Raw genomic sequence first — 14660 nt, 5'->3', positions numbered from 1 at the left:
CAGTGACGGGCGAGGCCGACTAACCTTCGTGAGGTGCATGTCGCCCACCTCTCGCTGACCGACTTCCGGTCCTACGCGTCCGTGGAGCTCGGCCTGGAGCCGGGCGTCACGGCGTTCGTGGGGCCCAACGGCCAGGGCAAGACCAACCTGGTCGAGGCCCTCGGCTACGTCGCGACGCACTCCAGCCACCGGGTGGCGAGCGACGCGCCCCTCGTCCGGCAGGGCGCCACGCGCGCGGTCGTACGCTGTGCCGTCCAGCGCGACGACCGCCGGGCGCTCGTCGAGCTGGAGATCAACCCGGGCCGGGCCAACCGCGCCAGGCTCAACCGCTCGCCCGTGCCGAGGGCGCGCGACGTCGTGGGTCTGCTGCGCACGGTGTTGTTCGCCCCCGAGGACCTGACGCTGTCCAAGGGAGACCCGTCGGAGCGCCGCCGGTTCCTCGACGACCTGCTGGTGGCCAGGGCCCCCAGGTTCGCCGGAGTGCGCGCCGACTACGACCGGGTGCTCAAGCAGCGCGGCGCCCTGCTCCGCACTGCCGCGCAGGCCCGCAGAGGCGCCAGGAGCGCGAGGAGGGCGGAACGCGACACCGGGTTCGCCGCGGCGGGCGCGGGCGACGTACTGAGCACTCTGGAGGTGTGGGACGCCCATCTCGCCAGGCACGGCGCCGAGCTGTTGCAGGCGAGGCTCGAGCTCATCGAGGCGCTGCGCCCGCTGGTCGCGGGGGCCTACGCCGCGCTCGCCCCCGCGAGCGCTCCGGCGACGATGGCCTATCGCAGTACGTTGTCCACAGGTGGGGACAACGGTGAGGGTGACGAACTGCCCGAACACGCCGGTGAGCGGGGATCTTCCGATACACAGACGTTATCCACAGACTTGGGGAAAACCCTTGAGGAGCGTCTCCGCGCGCGCCTCCTGGAGGTGCGCCAGTCCGAGCTGGAGCGGGGCGTCACGCTCGTCGGCCCGCACCGCGACGACCTGATCCTCGGTCTCGGCGACCTGCCCGCCCGCGGCTACGCCAGCCACGGCGAGTCCTGGTCGTTCGCGCTGGCGCTGCGGCTGGCCGCCTACGACCTGCTGCGCGCCGACGGCGGGGATCCCGTGCTGATCCTCGACGACGTGTTCGCCGAGCTCGACACCCAGCGCAGACGCCGCCTCGCCGAGATGGTCGCACCGGCCGAGCAGGTGCTCATCACCGCGGCAGTGCCCGACGACGTCCCCAAGGAGCTGTCAGGCGGCAGGTACGACGTCGCGGAGGGGAGTGTGACCCGTGTCCGCTGAGGACAACCCCACAGCCAAGGGCGCAGCGATGGCCAGGGAGAAGCTCGCCCAGGCCAAGGCCGACGCGGCCAAACGCGGCCAGCTCCCCCGGCGCGAGCCCAGGCGCAGGGCCGCGGGGCCGCGCAGGGAGGGCGGCGATCCACAACTTTTCGGACGGGCCATCGCCGACCTGCTCGCCGATCGCGGCTGGGAACGCTCGGCGGCCGTCGGCGGGGTGTTCGGGCGCTGGGCCGACATGGTGGGCCCCGACCTGGCCGCCCACACCAGGCCCGAGTCGTTCGACGACGGCGTGGTGCTGATCGCGGCCGACTCGACGGCCTGGGCCACGCAGGTGCGGATGCTCGCGCGCACCCTCGTACGCAGGCTCAACGAGGAACTGGGCGACGGCACGGTGACGAAGGTCAAGGTCAGAGGACCGCAGAACGCCCCGCGCCCGTCAGGCGGGTTGCGGGTGACCGGAAGCCGGGGCCCCGGCGACACCTATGGGTAGCCCTGTCGAGCGGTGTCCCGCATGGTGTGGATCGTGGCCAAGGGCGATCAGAAAGCCGCAGACGCGATAAGCCCCCCTTTCCGGAGGGGGGATGCGGCCCCGGGGGGCAGAACGAGCTAGCGGGCATCACAGGCGCGTTCATTGCCACCTTGAGGCTCCGGAGGCGGTAGAATGAAAAAGGATTCCGGACACGTCCGCTTGCGTGTCACCCCGGCAGCAAGCCGACTCCCCTGGGTGACCGCGCATCGGGGCACTCACGACGGTGACGGGCACGGCAGGGGCAGCTTTGTGACGATCATGGCGTCCCTGGCCGCGTGTCCGCGGCAGGAGGATTTCGCAGTTGTCCTACGACGCTAGCTCAATCACCGTACTCGAAGGGCTTGAGGCGGTTCGCAAGCGCCCGGGTATGTATATCGGCTCCACCGGGGAGCGAGGTCTGCACCACCTGGTTCACGAGATCGTGGACAACGCGGTGGACGAGGCTCTCGCCGGATTCGCCACCAGGATCGACATCACGCTGCTCGCCGACAACGGCGTGCGGGTGATCGACGACGGCCGCGGCATCCCCACCGGCATACACCCGGTGGAGAAGCGCTCGGCGGTCGAGCTCGTGCTGACCACGCTGCACGCGGGCGGCAAGTTCGACAGCCAGGCCTACGCGGTCTCCGGCGGCCTGCACGGCGTCGGCTCGGCCGTCGTCAACGCGCTGTCCACCGCGATGGACGTCGAGGTCAAGCAGAACGGCCACTACTGGCGCCAGCGCTTCGAACACTCCAAGCCCACCGCGCCGCTGGCCAAGGGCGAGGAGACCGACGAGACCGGCACCACGATCACGTTCTGGCCCGACCCCGAGGTCTTCGAGACCACGACCTGGAACTACGAGACGCTCTCGCGGCGCTTCCAGGAGATGGCCTTCCTCAACAAGGGCCTGACGATCACGCTGACCGACGAGCGCCCCGAATACATCAACGGCGAGCCGCGCAAGGTCACCTACCTCTACGAGGGCGGCCTGGCCGACTTCGTCAAGCACCTCAACGTGAAGAAGGAGCCGGCGCACGCGTCGATCATCTCCTTCGAGGAAGAGGGCGACGGCATAGCGGTCGAGATCGCCATGCAGTGGAACAACTCCTACTCCGAGTCGGTCTACACCTTCGCCAACACGATCAATACGGCCGAGGGCGGCACCCACGAGGAGGGCTTCCGTGCGGCGCTGACGTCGATCGTCAACCGCTACGCCCGCGAGCAGAAGTTCCTCAAGGAGGGCAAGGACGACAACCTCTCAGGCGAGGACGTCCGCGAGGGCCTGACCGCGATCATCTCCGTCAAGCTCTCCGACCCGCAGTTCGAGGGCCAGACCAAGACCAAGCTCGGCAACACCGAGGCCAAGTCGTTCGTCCAGAAGGCGTGCAACGACCACCTGCGCGACTGGCTGGAGCGCAACCCCGGCGAGGCCAAGGACATCGTCAACAAGTCGCTTCAGGCCTCACGCGCCCGCCTGGCGGCCCGCCAGGCCCGCGACCTCACCCGGCGCAAGTCGCTGCTCGAGTCGGGCAGCGGGCTGCCCGGCAAGCTGGCCGACTGCCAGTGGAACGACCCCGAGCGGTGCGAGCTGTTCATCGTCGAGGGCGACTCGGCCGGCGGCTCGGCCAAGGGCGGACGCGACTCCCGGTTCCAGGCGATCCTGCCCATCCGCGGCAAGATTCTCAACGTCGAGAAGGCGCGGATCGACAAGGTCCTGAAGAACAACGAGGTCCAGGCGCTGATCACCGCGCTCGGCACCGGCGTCCACGACGAGTTCGACATCGCCAAACTGCGCTACCACAAGGTCATCCTGATGGCCGACGCCGACGTCGACGGCCAGCACATCAACACGCTGCTGCTGACGCTGCTGTTCAGGTTCATGAGGCCGCTGATCGAGGCGGGGCACGTCTACCTGTCGTGCCCGCCGCTCTACAAGATCAAGTGGGACCGCAAGGGTGAGGACGCCTCCTACGCCTACTCCGACCCCGAACGCGACGCCGTCATCGCCGAGGGCATCGCCAACGGCAAGCCCGACCCGCGGTCGCGCGACAACGTACAACGCTTCAAGGGCCTGGGCGAGATGAACGCGGCCCAGCTCTGGGAGACCACGATGAACCCGGAGACCCGGCTCCTGCGCCTGGTCACGCTCGACGACGCGGCCCAGGCCGACGACCTGTTCAGCGTGCTCATGGGCGAGGACGTCGAGGCCAGGCGCGACTTCATCATCCGCAACGCTCGCGATGTTCGTTTCCTCGACGTCTGAGCGACCGGCCGTGGGTGCAGATTCCGCTACCTGCGGTGAGCCGCAGGACCTGGCTCATCGTTCCATGAAGAAGGACCTCAACCTGTGACGGACGTGAACACCACTCCCCCGGCTGACCGCATCGAGCCTGTGGACATCCAGTCCGAGATGCAGCGCAGTTACATGGACTACGCGATGTCCGTCATCGTGTCCAGGGCGCTGCCGGACGTGCGCGACGGGCTCAAACCGGTGCACCGCCGGGTGCTCTACGCGATGTACGACGGTGGCTACCGCCCCGACCGCGGCTACTTCAAGTGCGCCCGCGTCGTCGGTGACGTGATGGGCACCTACCACCCCCATGGCGACACCTCGATCTACGACGCGCTGGTGCGCCTGGCGCAGCCGTGGTCGCTGCGTTATCCGCTGGTCGACGGCCAGGGCAACTTCGGTTCGCCGGGCAACGACCCCGCGGCGGCGATGCGGTACACCGAGTGCAAGCTCGCGCCCATCGCCATGGAGATGCTGCGCGACATCGACAAGGAGACCGTCGACTTCCGGCCCAACTACGACGGAAAGTCGCAGGAGCCGGACGTCCTGCCGGCGCGTTTCCCGCAGTTGCTGGTCAACGGCTCGGGCGGCATCGCCGTCGGCATGGCCACCAACATCCCCCCGCACAACCTGCGCGAGGTCGCCTCGGCGGTCAGGTGGGCGCTGGAGAACCCGGAGGCGACCGACGAAGAGCTGCTCGAAGCCTCGATCAGACTGGTCAAGGGGCCCGACTTCCCCACAAGCGCGCTGATCGTGGGCCGGCGCGGCATCGAAGACGCCTACCGCACCGGGCGCGGCTCGATCACCATGCGGGCCGTGGTCGAGGTCGAGGAGGACAAGGGCCGGCAGGCGCTCGTCGTCACCGAGTTGCCGTACCAGGTCAACCCCGACAACCTCGCGCTGAAGATCGCGGAGCTGGTGCGTGAGGGCAAGCTGACCGGCATCGCCGACGTACGCGACGAAAGCTCCTCGCGGGTCGGGCAGCGCCTGGTGATCGTGCTCAAGCGTGACGCGGTCGCCAAGGTCGTGCTCAACAACCTCTACAAGCACACCCAGCTCCAGGACACCTTCGGCGCCAACATGCTGGCGCTGGTCGACGGGGTGCCGCGCACCCTGCGGCTCGACCAGTTCATCCGGCACTACGTGGCCCACCAGATCGAGGTCATCGTCCGCAGGACCCGCTACCTCCTGCGCAAGGCCGAAGAGCGCGCCCACATCCTGAGCGGGTTGCTGAAGGCCCTCAACCGGCTCGACGAGGTCATCGCCCTCATCCGCGCCTCCGAGTCCGCCTCGGCCGCCCAGCAGGGCCTCATGGGGCTCCTGGAGATCGACGAGATCCAGGCGCAGGCCATCCTCGACATGCAGCTGCGCAAGCTGGCCGCCCTGGAGCGGCAGGCCATCCAGGACGAGTACGACTCCCTGATGACGCAGATCGCGGAGTACAACTCGATCCTGGCCAGCGAGGCCCGCCAGCGCGAGATCGTCAACGACGAGCTGGCCGAGCTGGTCGGCCGTTACGGCGACGAGCGCAAGACCGAGATCATCGCCTACGACGGCGACATGTCGATCGAGGATCTGATCGCCGAAGAGGAGATCGTCGTCACGATCACGCGGGGAGGCTACGCCAAGCGCACCCGCACCGACCTCTACCGCGCCCAGAAGCGCGGCGGCAAGGGCGTACGCGGGGCGCAGCTGCGCCAGGACGACATCGTCGACCACTTCTTCGTCACCACGACGCATCACTGGCTGCTGTTCTTCACGAACAAGGGCCGGGTCTACCGGGTCAAGGCGTACGAACTGCCCGACGCCGGCCGCGACGCCCGCGGCATGCACCTGGCCAACCTGCTGGCCATGCAGCCCGACGAGACCGTCATGGAGGTCCTCGCCCTTCGTGACTACGACGTCGCCCCCTACCTGGTCCTCGCCACCCGCAGCGGGCTGGTCAAGAAGACGCGCCTGGCCGAGTACGACTCCCCCAGGTCCGGCGGCCTGATCGCGATCAACCTGCGCGACGACGACGAGGTCATCGGAGCCCGCCTGGTCTCCGAGGAAGACGATCTGCTGCTCGTCTCCAAGGGAGCGCAGTCGATCCGGTTCACCGCCTCCGACGACGCGCTGCGGCCCATGGGGCGTGCGACCAGTGGCGTCATCGGGATGAGGTTCCTCGACGGTGACGAACTTCTCGCCATGAATCGCATCGCCGACGGTCAACATGTGCTTATCGCCACGAAGGCTGGGTACGCAAAACGGACGCCAGTGGAGCAATATCCAGTTCAAGGACGTGGCGGTAGGGGCGTGCTTACTGCGAAAATCGTATCCTCCCGTGGCAAGCTGGTCGGAGCCGTCATGGTCAATCCAGAGGACGAGGTCTTCGCGATCACGTCTGCCGGCGGGGTGATCCGGACGAGTGCCGGAGAGATCAAACAGTCCGGCCGTCAGACCATGGGAGTGCGATTGATGAATCTCGCTGAAGGCGACAGCGTGGTGGCCCTCGCCCGGAACGCGGAGTCCTTGGTGACTTCGATGGAGAGTGAGGAAGACGGGGGAGGAGAGTAGTCATGAGCGCCCAAGGTGGCACCGCCAGGGCAAAGGCGGCTTCGGGTAACGGACAACAACCGAAGAGACCCACAGAGAAAGAGACCTTCGACGAAACCCGGGACACCTCGCCCGCACAGGGCAGGCCCTTCCCGGCCAAGGACGACGCCAAGCCCGCGCCGCCGCCGACGCCTCCGCAGAAGCAGTCGTCGCAGCAGCCGGAGGGCAACGACACGGTACGCATCCGCCCGTCGCTGGCCACGGAGGCACCTCCGCCGCCCGCGGCCGAGGCGCCGAAGAAGAAGTCGGGCGGCGCGGGGGCGCGGCTCCCCCGCAAGGCCCACCTGGTCCTGCGCCGCATCGAGCCATGGTCGGCCATGAAGTTCAGCTTCGTGGTGTCCCTGGTCTGCTTCGTGGTGCTGTTCGTGGCGGTGGCCGTGCTCTACGGCGTGCTGTCGGCGCTGGGCGTGTTCGACTCGATCGTCGACCTGGTCAACCAGCTCGGCCAGGGCGAGCAGGGCCAGAACTCGATCCCGATCGACATCGCGTCCTGGTTCGAGCCCGTGCGCATCCTGGGCTACACCGCCCTGATCGGAGCGGTCAACGTCGTGCTCATCACGGCTCTGGCCACGCTGGGGGCGGTCATCTACAACGTCGCCTCCGACCTCGTCGGGGGCGTCGAGGTGACCTTCAGCGAGGCCGAATAGGCCGTAGCCGGTGTGCTCGCGCCGTGCCCTCGCCCGGCACGGCGCGAGCAGCAGGCCGGACACGGTAAGCTTTTCCCGACCGAACAAACCGGTTCGCCTCCGATCGCCGGATGCGATAACGTTCGGTGTGCGTGCGGGGCTATAGCTCAGACGGTTAGAGCGCTTCCCTGATAAGGAAGAGGTCCCAGGTTCAAGTCCTGGTAGCCCCACATAGTTTGACCAGTCAAAAGGCCGCTATCCGATCTTCGGGAAGCGGCCATTTTGCTGCTTGAGTGTCTAACTGTGTGACTACCGTTCCGGATCTTGTCTCCAACGGAGCGCGACCGAGTGCCTCTGCGTGGCGAGGGAGTAGCCATGGTTGAGATCAACTGGCATGTGGTCAACAACGGCTTGGACTTCCTCGAAAGCGCCGTCGAGCTACTCGGTAGCGGTGGTGCGAGGGAGGTAAAGTACGCCGCTCTTCATCTCAGTGCCAGCATCGAGACCCTCCTTAAGGTTCGGCTGGCTCGCGAGCATTGGACGCTTGTCGTGGCGGATCCTCGGGAGGCACAGCGCACGAAGTATGAGGCCGGAGACTTCAAGAGTGCCACCATCGATCAGGCCTTGGACCGGCTTGCGGGTATCGCGAACGTGGCGATCTCAGAGAAGGACCGTCAGCGGATCACAAGCTTGAACCGGACGCGTAACCAGATAGCGCACTTCGCGCTCATCGGAGATAACCCATTGGCGACGCGCGCTACAGTCGCCCGTGCGATGGAGGCTCTCCTGCGCTTCATCGAGAAGGAACTCGCCCCGGGCGCACCTGACGACGAACGCGAACTCATCAACGACACGTATGCCAGCGTCATGGAGCGGATCCGAGAGATCGAGGTGATGGTCCGCGAGCGGATGAAATCACTCAAGCCCGTCATCTCCCAAGCGGGTGTTCCTGTGGTCAAGTGCCCTGAGTGCCTCAACGAGGCATATTTGTTCGCGGATGGTGAGCCTGGCAGTTGCCTGTTCTGTGCTTACCGCCTTGCGGGTGTCGTGGCCGCTGATGACTATGCGTCCAACGTCCTAGGGGAGAGCGAGTACGCGACCGTGAAGGACGGTGGCGAATGGATCGTGGGCCATTGCCACATCTGTGCGGATAGGGCGTTGGTGGATGGGATCGTGACCACCGGGTCGGTCAAGCCACCCAAGGATGCTTTTCTTGTGGGTACTACGGTGAGCGGGGCGAGCTTGATCGGTGCTCTCGGTGCGGTGAGTGGATCCCGGCGGGGCCAGATGAGATGAACATCTGCTCCACCTGCTTCGACTACATCAGCTCTGGAGACTAAGCGATGCCGTCCTCCTGCGGTAGTCGCAGGAGGACAGCCGGCCGAGCGCTGACGTTCACGATTGAAAGATGCGGTCCATGACCACCGCTCCCCCTTGGAGCACGGGCCTAATCTGCTTCCGGTAGACCAGCTCTGTCACTGCGGTGCTGCTGTGCCCGACCAAGCGGGAGATCTCCTCCAGGGGCGTCCCGTTGTCGGAGAGCAGGGACACGAAGCTGTGCCGCAGCTCTCGGGGCGTCCACTCCTTCGGGTTCAAGCTGGTGCGCTTGATGACCCGGCGGAACGCGCGCCGTACGTTGGCCGCGTCCAGTTCGGTTCCGGCGTTGGACGCGAACACCAGGCCGTGCTCTGACCAGGCGTCGCCCTGTTCCTTCTGCTGGGCTTCCTGTTGCTCGATCAGCACGTCGACGCACCGTTTGGGGAGTGCCAGAGTGCGCCGTGACTTGCGGGTCTTGGTGTCTCCCCCGTTCCGCACGGAGCGCCACACGGCGACGTACGGCGGGATCGGTGGGGTGCCGTCGAGGTTGCCCACGAGGTCAACGTGATCCCAGCGCAGCGCGCGGAGTTCCTCCGTTCGCGCGCCGGTGAGCAGGGAGACCACGATGTAGGCGTACAGGTTCTTGTCCTCGGCTGCCTTGAGCACCTCTTCGGCCTGAGCCATCGTGAGCGCCTTGGACGGACGCCCTTCCTTCCCTTGAGGCACTCGGCACAGCTCAACGACGTTCCGACGGACCTTGTCCCGCGCCATGGCGCGCTTGATGATCCGATTCAGACACGAGTGGAGCCGGGCCACGGTGCTCGTGCTGTGCGTCTTGGCCTTGCCTGCCAGCCATTTGTCCACATCCTGTGCACTGAGGTCGCGGAGCTTCCGCTTACCCAGTGCCGGGATGATGTGTGTCTTGACCAGGGTCGTGTTCGTCGCAACGGTGCTCGGGTCCAGACCGCTGAGCCCGTAGGCCAACCAGTCAGTCGCGGCCTGAGCGACGGTGAACTCCCCTGGCGCGATGGTCAGCCCGTCTTCGTAGTCCCTGAGTACCTCCTTGAGCTTGGCCTTGGCTTCCGTCTTGGTTTTGCCGCTTCCCCGCTTGATGATCCGCTTGCCGTCCGGCGCGAAGCCGAGACTTGCGGTCGCGATCCAGCGTTGCCGCTTGTCATCCCAGTGGAGACCGCCGTCTCCCCTGCTACGTCGCTTGGTCATCAGGCTGCTTCCTCTGCTTCCTTTTCCAGAAGTGCGATGTACTCGCGGATGGCGTTTGCGGTGATCAGACGGGCGCGGCCTTGCTTGACTGAGCGCAGGCGGCCTGTCCTGATCTGGTCGTAGATCAAGCTCCTGCTGAGCCTCAGGAGCTGCATGGCGTCGGTGATCCGGTAGAGCTGGGCGTCTTCAATGGCCGTGTTCATGAAGGGTCGTTCTCCTTGGCGGGGACAGCGGGGACAGCGGGCAGGGTGGACTGTCCCCGGAGATCGGTCGCGTTTGTGCTGGTCAGAGGCGGTACGGGGACAGCGGGGACGCCGGGGACACTTCCGGGGGACTCTGTCCCCGGCAGGCGGTAGCGTCCGGCGGCGTCCACGCCGACCTGGCCGTCGGTGGCCATGCGGGCGCATGTCCGCTTGACCGTGTCGCGGGACAGGCCGATGGCTTCGGCGATGTCCTTGGGCGGGCTGTTCGGGTTGCTGCGCAGGTATCGGACGATGGCCGTGCGGGTCTCTCCGAGTTGGTGATCCTCGGGCGGGCCGTCGAGGAGGTGCCAGGTGCCGGTGTCGGATTGGAAGGACAGGGCGTGTTCGGCCTCTTCCACATCCCTCCCCGTGATGTGGAGCACGCCGTCGGCAGTCCCTCGGGCGCGCTTGAGCACCAACGTGGAGTCAGCGGCACCGGCCAGACCGTTCGTGCCGGAGACCTGCTCCAGGAAGTCGTCAGAGCCCATCTTGCGGACGTGATGCACAAGCACCACAGCCACGCCGAACGTGTCGGCCAGGCGCTTGGCGTACCCCATCGCGGCGTAGTCGGCGTCATAGGCCGACAGGCCGGGCGGGGTGGTGCCGCGTACCTTGGCGAACACGTCGATGACCACCAGGCGCGCGCCGACGTTGCGTTCCAGCCAGCGTGCGATGTGCTCAGCTCCGCCGTTGGGCAGGGTCGGGCATGAGGTGGCCAGGGTGAGTTGAGCGGGTGCGGGCTGGCCGTGCAGGATCTTGGCCATGCGGTTCTGGAGTCGGCGCGGGGTGTCCTCCAAGGCCAGGTAGAGCACTGGGCCGGGTTCCACCGGGATGGAGCCCAGGGCCTTAGTTCCGGCGGCGACGGCGATAGCCGTACTGAGTGACAGCCAGCTCTTGCCGACCTTGGGCGGTCCGGCCAGCAGCGAGAGCCCTTCGGCCAGGATGCCGGGCACGGCGTACTTGGGCTCGGGGAAGGTCATGGCCATGAGTTCGTCGGCGGTCCACGAGGTGCGGAAGGGCGCCGGCGGAGTGCTCGACAGGTCGGGCGCGTGGACGGCATCACCACGCACGAGGTGCAGGTGAGAAGGCTTGTCGGAGCTGTTCATGCGGCGACCGTTCGCGGCCTGCGGGCACCGGCTTTGAGCCCTGATCCGATGGTTCGGCAGGCTTCGCCGTACCGCTGGCCGACGTTCTGAGCGGCGTTGAGCAGCAGGCCGGTCACCTCGTGCTCGGACAGCGTGCCACCGGCCACGAGCTGACCCAGCGCGACGGAGGCGCGGTAGAGCGCGACGTTGTGGCCGTGCTCGGGTGAACTGGTCACCCGTTCCAACTCGCCGTTGATGGCGGTTTGCAGGTAGGCGCTGTGCCGTTCGGCGCTGGCCAGGTCCACCACCACCGGGCGCTGTTCGGGCAACGGGGCCGGGGTGAGCAGGTCGGCCAGCCAGTCGGGAAGTGGTGCGGGAGACGCGGGGTTGAGGACTTGGTAGGTGCCGTTGCCGTCGGGGGCGGTCACGGTGCTGCCGGGGCCGACGGCGTACCCGCCGTTGGCGCGCGTGTCGATCAGCCAGGCCAGGCCGCCGCGTGAACCCTGGGTGTTGCCCAGGTTCAGGCCGTCCGCGGCGCTGTAGTACAGGTGGGTTCCTCCCCGGCGGGTGCGGACTTGGAAGGTCTCCAGCGGGAGCGGTTGGCCGTGCTGGTCGCAGAGCGCGGCCAGCACGTCAGCACCGTCGTTGATGCCGGGCCGGTCCCACTCGGGCGGTGGGATCTCGCCGGGCTTGGGGGTGTCGAGGTCGAGCACCACGAGCCGGGCCGGGCCGCATGCGATGCCGACGTTGTACGGCTGACGCGCCCACATGTCGCGGATGGCGTCGGGGTCGGTGGTGTTGCGTTCCTTCCACGGCCAGCCCTTGAGCGGCTCCTTGCCGCCGGGCACGAGTGGGAAGACGGGCCAGCCGCGCGCGGCGGCGGCCAGGGCGTAGCGGAGTTGGTCAGTGCGCATCGGCGGTCTCCTTCGGCTTGGCGGGGTCATCGGGTGCCGTCGCGGTGCAGGCGGCGGGCGTAGTTGAGGACGTGACGGCCCCAGCGCAGGCGCAGGCCGGTGGCGTCGCAGCGGCGGCAGTCGTGGGAGCCTTTGCCGATGCGGTTGGGGATGCGGCGCTTGCCGTCGCACTTGCGGCAGGTGCGGAAGGGCTTGACGTAGCACAGCGTCAGGTAACGGAGAGTGAGAACGATTGGGGTGAGGATCGCTGCGCTAGCAGCGAGCACGGCGGGGTTCAAAACAGCCTCCCAGGCCGGATTCAGGGTGTCGTCAGCCAGGGCCGCTAGCGTGCTAGCGCCCTGATCATGGCTTGTTTTGGGGTGCTAGCGGGGGTGCTAGCGCTAGCAGGATTGCCCGCTAGCGCTAGCACCCTCCGAAGGGTCAGTCGGTGCCGTTTCGGCGGTTACGTTCTGCTACGGCTTCGGTGAGGTCGTCGAAGCGGATACCGCGCCGGGTGACGGCCTTGCCGTCGATGCGGCGTCCGATGTCGCCTACGCTCACGCCGTACGGCTTGAGCGCGGTGGTGAGCTGTTCGGACTTCCACCCGGTGTAGAAGTCGGGCCGCAGCTCGATCAGGCGGGCGCACAGCGCTTCGTTCCATGCGGCGTTCTCCCCGGCGGGCCAGATGTTGGCCAGGTCGGACAGCACGTCGAAGACGGGGGCGTCTTGACGGGTCTGGGTGTCCGTCTCCGGCAGGGTGCCAGCCAGGCCACGCAGCTTCATCGCGCGGGCCACGACGTGTTCGGCGTCCTGGCTGTTGACGTAGTAGGAGCGGCGGGCGGCGGGCTTGCCCAGGCCGGACAGGATGCCCCACCCGGCTTCCACGACCGGCTGGAAGACGGTCGCGCGGTAGCCCTGCTTGTACATCGAGGTGCCCAGGATCATGTCGTTGGCCGTCTGGTCGGCCACGCTGAGGCAGTAGCGGGTGTTGACGTTGCGGGTGATGCCGGTCGGGAGGCTGTCCTTGTCGGGGATCTGCGTGCCGATCAGCAGGATGATGCCCAGCGCGCGGGCCAGCTTGATGACCTTCTCAAGGATCTCTCCGGCTTCCTTGCCGTACTTGGAGAGCATCAGTTCTTGCAGCTCATCGATGGCGACGATGAGCGGATGCAGCCCCGAACCCTTGAGTGAGGCCAGTTCGGGCGTGACCTTGTTCTCCGGGGCCTTGCCCAGGGCGGCGTAGTGCGAGATGCGCTTGGATCGGCGCTGGCACTCCTGGTAGAGCCACTTGATCATTCCCGCGCAGCGGGCCAACGTCTCATCGTCGAAGCCGTTGCCGTACTCGGTGCAGACTGGCTCCAGCACCTTGAAGTCACCGACGCCCTTGAGCTCATATATTCGCAGCTCAGCGCGCGGGTCCAAGGCGGCAGCCAGCACCTTCAACCGCAAGGCGAAGGTCTTGCCCGAACCGGGCTGGCCGCCGTCGAGCCAGTTGCGGAACATCAGCTCGGCGTAGACCGTCTCCATGCGCGGGGTGGTGGCGAACGGGAAGGGCTTGAACACATCCACCTGGCCCTCGCGCAGCAGCGGCCAGGCGGGCTGCTTCATCTGCGAGGCAGGCTCGTAGCCGACCCACAGGGCCAGGCGTCCGGGGTGGCCGGTGCCGGGCTCGGGCCAGACCTGATCGAGCGGGAGCCGCATCGCGGAGGCCAGGCGTCCCCGGCGGGCGATCACGTCGGAAGCTTCCACGCCGTAGGGCAGATCCACGATGGCGAGGTGGCCGGGGCCGTCACGGTGGATGTCGTTGGGGAAGCTGATGGCGTGCTGATCCTTGGCCACTGCGGAGTTGATCCCGGCGATGCCGCACGAGAGCAGGGCGCGCCGTACGAGTTCGGCGGTGAGCTTGCGGTAGCGCGGTCCCTCGCTCACGCGGTCGGTGATGGGCGCGTCGGCGGGCCGTCCGACGCGGGCCAGCACCGGCACGGCGGGTGTGAGCACGAGCAGGCGCAACGCCCAGTCCGGCAGCCCTGCCAGCAGCGGCAGCAGGGAGCGGACCAGGCCGGGCACGTCGGCCAGCAGGAGGACCAGCAGGGCGACCAAGGCCAGGCCGGCCAGCGCGGTGACCACCGACACGCGCCAGCGGGACTGACGCTGACGCTGCTTGTCCAGCTTGAGCCATACCTCGGGGTCGTTGCGGTCGGCGGCGTGCTGGCGAAGCGCCCAGTTGCCCTCCTCAGCCGCAGCCCAGTGCAGCAGGCGGCCAAGGGTGCGGAACAAGCCGGGAACGGCGTACCACAGCGCCTTGGCGGTGTACTTCGGCGTGCGCACACCGTGGTAGCTGACGACGTAGGCGGCGTCCTTGGCCTGCCAGATCAGCATGGCCCTGATGCTGCGCAGGGTGCGCGCCCAGGCCGGGATGATCGGGGCGCGCTTGGACGCGGCGGTCGGACGGTAGGGCAGGTCGTCATCGTCGGGGCGGTCCACCGGCGGGCCGACCGTCCGGTCTTCGACCGCGATCGTCTCGCGGTCGAAGAACTCGTCATCGTCGTCGGGCCTGCTGTCGCGGTCCGGGGCGGGTTCGTCGGTCGGTCGGGGGCGGCGG

At 67.5% G+C, this 14660-nt stretch carries 12 protein-coding genes and 1 tRNA gene; 7 read left to right on the top strand and 6 right to left on the bottom strand.

The genetic code is table 11. The annotated features are described in order from the left end of the window. Positions 1-33: 33 nt before the first annotated feature. The 7 genes from recF to E1267_RS02975 all read left to right on the top strand — a co-directional run bounded on the left by recF (position 34) and on the right by E1267_RS02975 (position 8596). Complete coding sequence (gene recF / locus E1267_RS03005) at positions 34-1278, top strand: DNA replication/repair protein RecF (protein ID WP_132329489.1); 1245 nt, start codon at positions 34-36, stop codon at positions 1276-1278. Continuing rightward, positions 1268-1768: a DciA family protein gene (locus E1267_RS03000; RefSeq protein WP_246063387.1), complete on the top strand. Its 501-nt coding sequence runs from the start codon at positions 1268-1270 to the stop codon at positions 1766-1768. The genes recF and E1267_RS03000 overlap by 11 nt, the downstream gene beginning before the upstream one ends. A 340-nt stretch (positions 1769-2108) precedes the next feature. After that, entirely contained in the window at positions 2109-4052 is a 1944-nt protein-coding gene (gyrB, locus tag E1267_RS02995; protein ID WP_132329486.1) for a DNA topoisomerase (ATP-hydrolyzing) subunit B, read from the top strand. A gap of 84 nt (positions 4053-4136) precedes the next feature. After that, entirely contained in the window at positions 4137-6635 is a 2499-nt protein-coding gene (gene gyrA, locus E1267_RS02990) for a DNA gyrase subunit A (RefSeq protein ID WP_132329484.1), read from the top strand. A 2-nt stretch (positions 6636-6637) separates the two neighbouring features. Further along, positions 6638-7321 (top strand): DUF3566 domain-containing protein, encoded by a 684-nt coding sequence (locus tag E1267_RS02985; RefSeq protein WP_132329481.1) that lies wholly within the window; start codon positions 6638-6640, stop codon positions 7319-7321. Between the two features lie 135 nt (positions 7322-7456). Then, positions 7457-7530, top strand: a tRNA-Ile gene (locus E1267_RS02980). Positions 7531-7675: 145 nt separating this feature from the next. After that, a complete protein-coding gene (locus tag E1267_RS02975; RefSeq protein WP_132329478.1) occupies positions 7676-8596 on the top strand; it encodes an HAD-IA family hydrolase in 921 nt (306 codons plus the stop codon). 99 nt (positions 8597-8695) lie between these two features. Here E1267_RS02975 and E1267_RS02970 read toward each other — a convergent pair whose 3' ends face one another. From E1267_RS02970 to E1267_RS02945, 6 genes are all read right to left on the bottom strand, one after another. Next, positions 8696-9838, bottom strand: a complete 1143-nt coding sequence (locus tag E1267_RS02970) for a tyrosine-type recombinase/integrase (RefSeq protein ID WP_132329475.1) — start codon at positions 9836-9838, stop codon at positions 8696-8698. Then, positions 9838-10041 carry a helix-turn-helix domain-containing protein gene (locus E1267_RS02965; RefSeq protein WP_132329472.1) on the bottom strand — a complete coding sequence of 68 codons (204 nt, stop codon included), beginning with the start codon at positions 10039-10041 and terminating at the stop codon, positions 9838-9840. Before E1267_RS02965 ends, E1267_RS02970 begins: the two co-directional genes overlap by 1 nt. Then, on the bottom strand, positions 10038-11186 hold the full coding sequence (locus E1267_RS02960) for an AAA family ATPase (RefSeq protein ID WP_132329469.1): 1149 nt from the start codon (positions 11184-11186) through the stop codon (positions 10038-10040). The genes E1267_RS02965 and E1267_RS02960 overlap by 4 nt, the downstream gene beginning before the upstream one ends. Then, positions 11183-12079 (bottom strand): bifunctional DNA primase/polymerase, encoded by an 897-nt coding sequence (locus E1267_RS02955; protein WP_220449317.1) that lies wholly within the window; start codon positions 12077-12079, stop codon positions 11183-11185. Before E1267_RS02955 ends, E1267_RS02960 begins: the two co-directional genes overlap by 4 nt. Positions 12080-12105: 26 nt before the next feature. Next, on the bottom strand, positions 12106-12345 hold the full coding sequence (locus E1267_RS02950) for a hypothetical protein (protein WP_132329463.1): 240 nt from the start codon (positions 12343-12345) through the stop codon (positions 12106-12108). Between the two features lie 154 nt (positions 12346-12499). After that, positions 12500-14660 (bottom strand): hypothetical protein (locus E1267_RS02945; RefSeq protein WP_220449316.1); only part of this gene is annotated, 2161 nt, incomplete at its 5' end.

The sequence above is a fragment of the Nonomuraea longispora genome (assembly GCF_004348345.1).
GTDB classification, from domain to species: domain Bacteria; phylum Actinomycetota; class Actinomycetes; order Streptosporangiales; family Streptosporangiaceae; genus Nonomuraea; species Nonomuraea longispora.
The sequence above is the reverse complement of the archived record's forward strand: the minus strand, read 5'-3'. Positions and strand labels throughout refer to the sequence as shown.

What these genes read in the sequence shown, in the direction of transcription:
- E1267_RS02985 (WP_132329481.1), top strand. Translation starts at nt 6,638, where the DNA reads ATGAGCGCCCAAGGTGGCACCGCCAGGGCAAAGGCGGCTTCGGGTAAC.
- E1267_RS02960 (WP_132329469.1), bottom strand. Translation starts at nt 11,186, where the DNA reads ATGAACAGCTCCGACAAGCCTTCTCACCTGCACCTCGTGCGTGGTGAT.
- E1267_RS02955 (WP_220449317.1), bottom strand. Translation starts at nt 12,079, where the DNA reads ATGCGCACTGACCAACTCCGCTACGCCCTGGCCGCCGCCGCGCGCGGC.
- E1267_RS02970 (WP_132329475.1), bottom strand. Translation starts at nt 9,838, where the DNA reads ATGACCAAGCGACGTAGCAGGGGAGACGGCGGTCTCCACTGGGATGAC.
- E1267_RS02965 (WP_132329472.1), bottom strand. Translation starts at nt 10,041, where the DNA reads ATGAACACGGCCATTGAAGACGCCCAGCTCTACCGGATCACCGACGCC.
- E1267_RS02975 (WP_132329478.1), top strand. Translation starts at nt 7,676, where the DNA reads ATGGTTGAGATCAACTGGCATGTGGTCAACAACGGCTTGGACTTCCTC.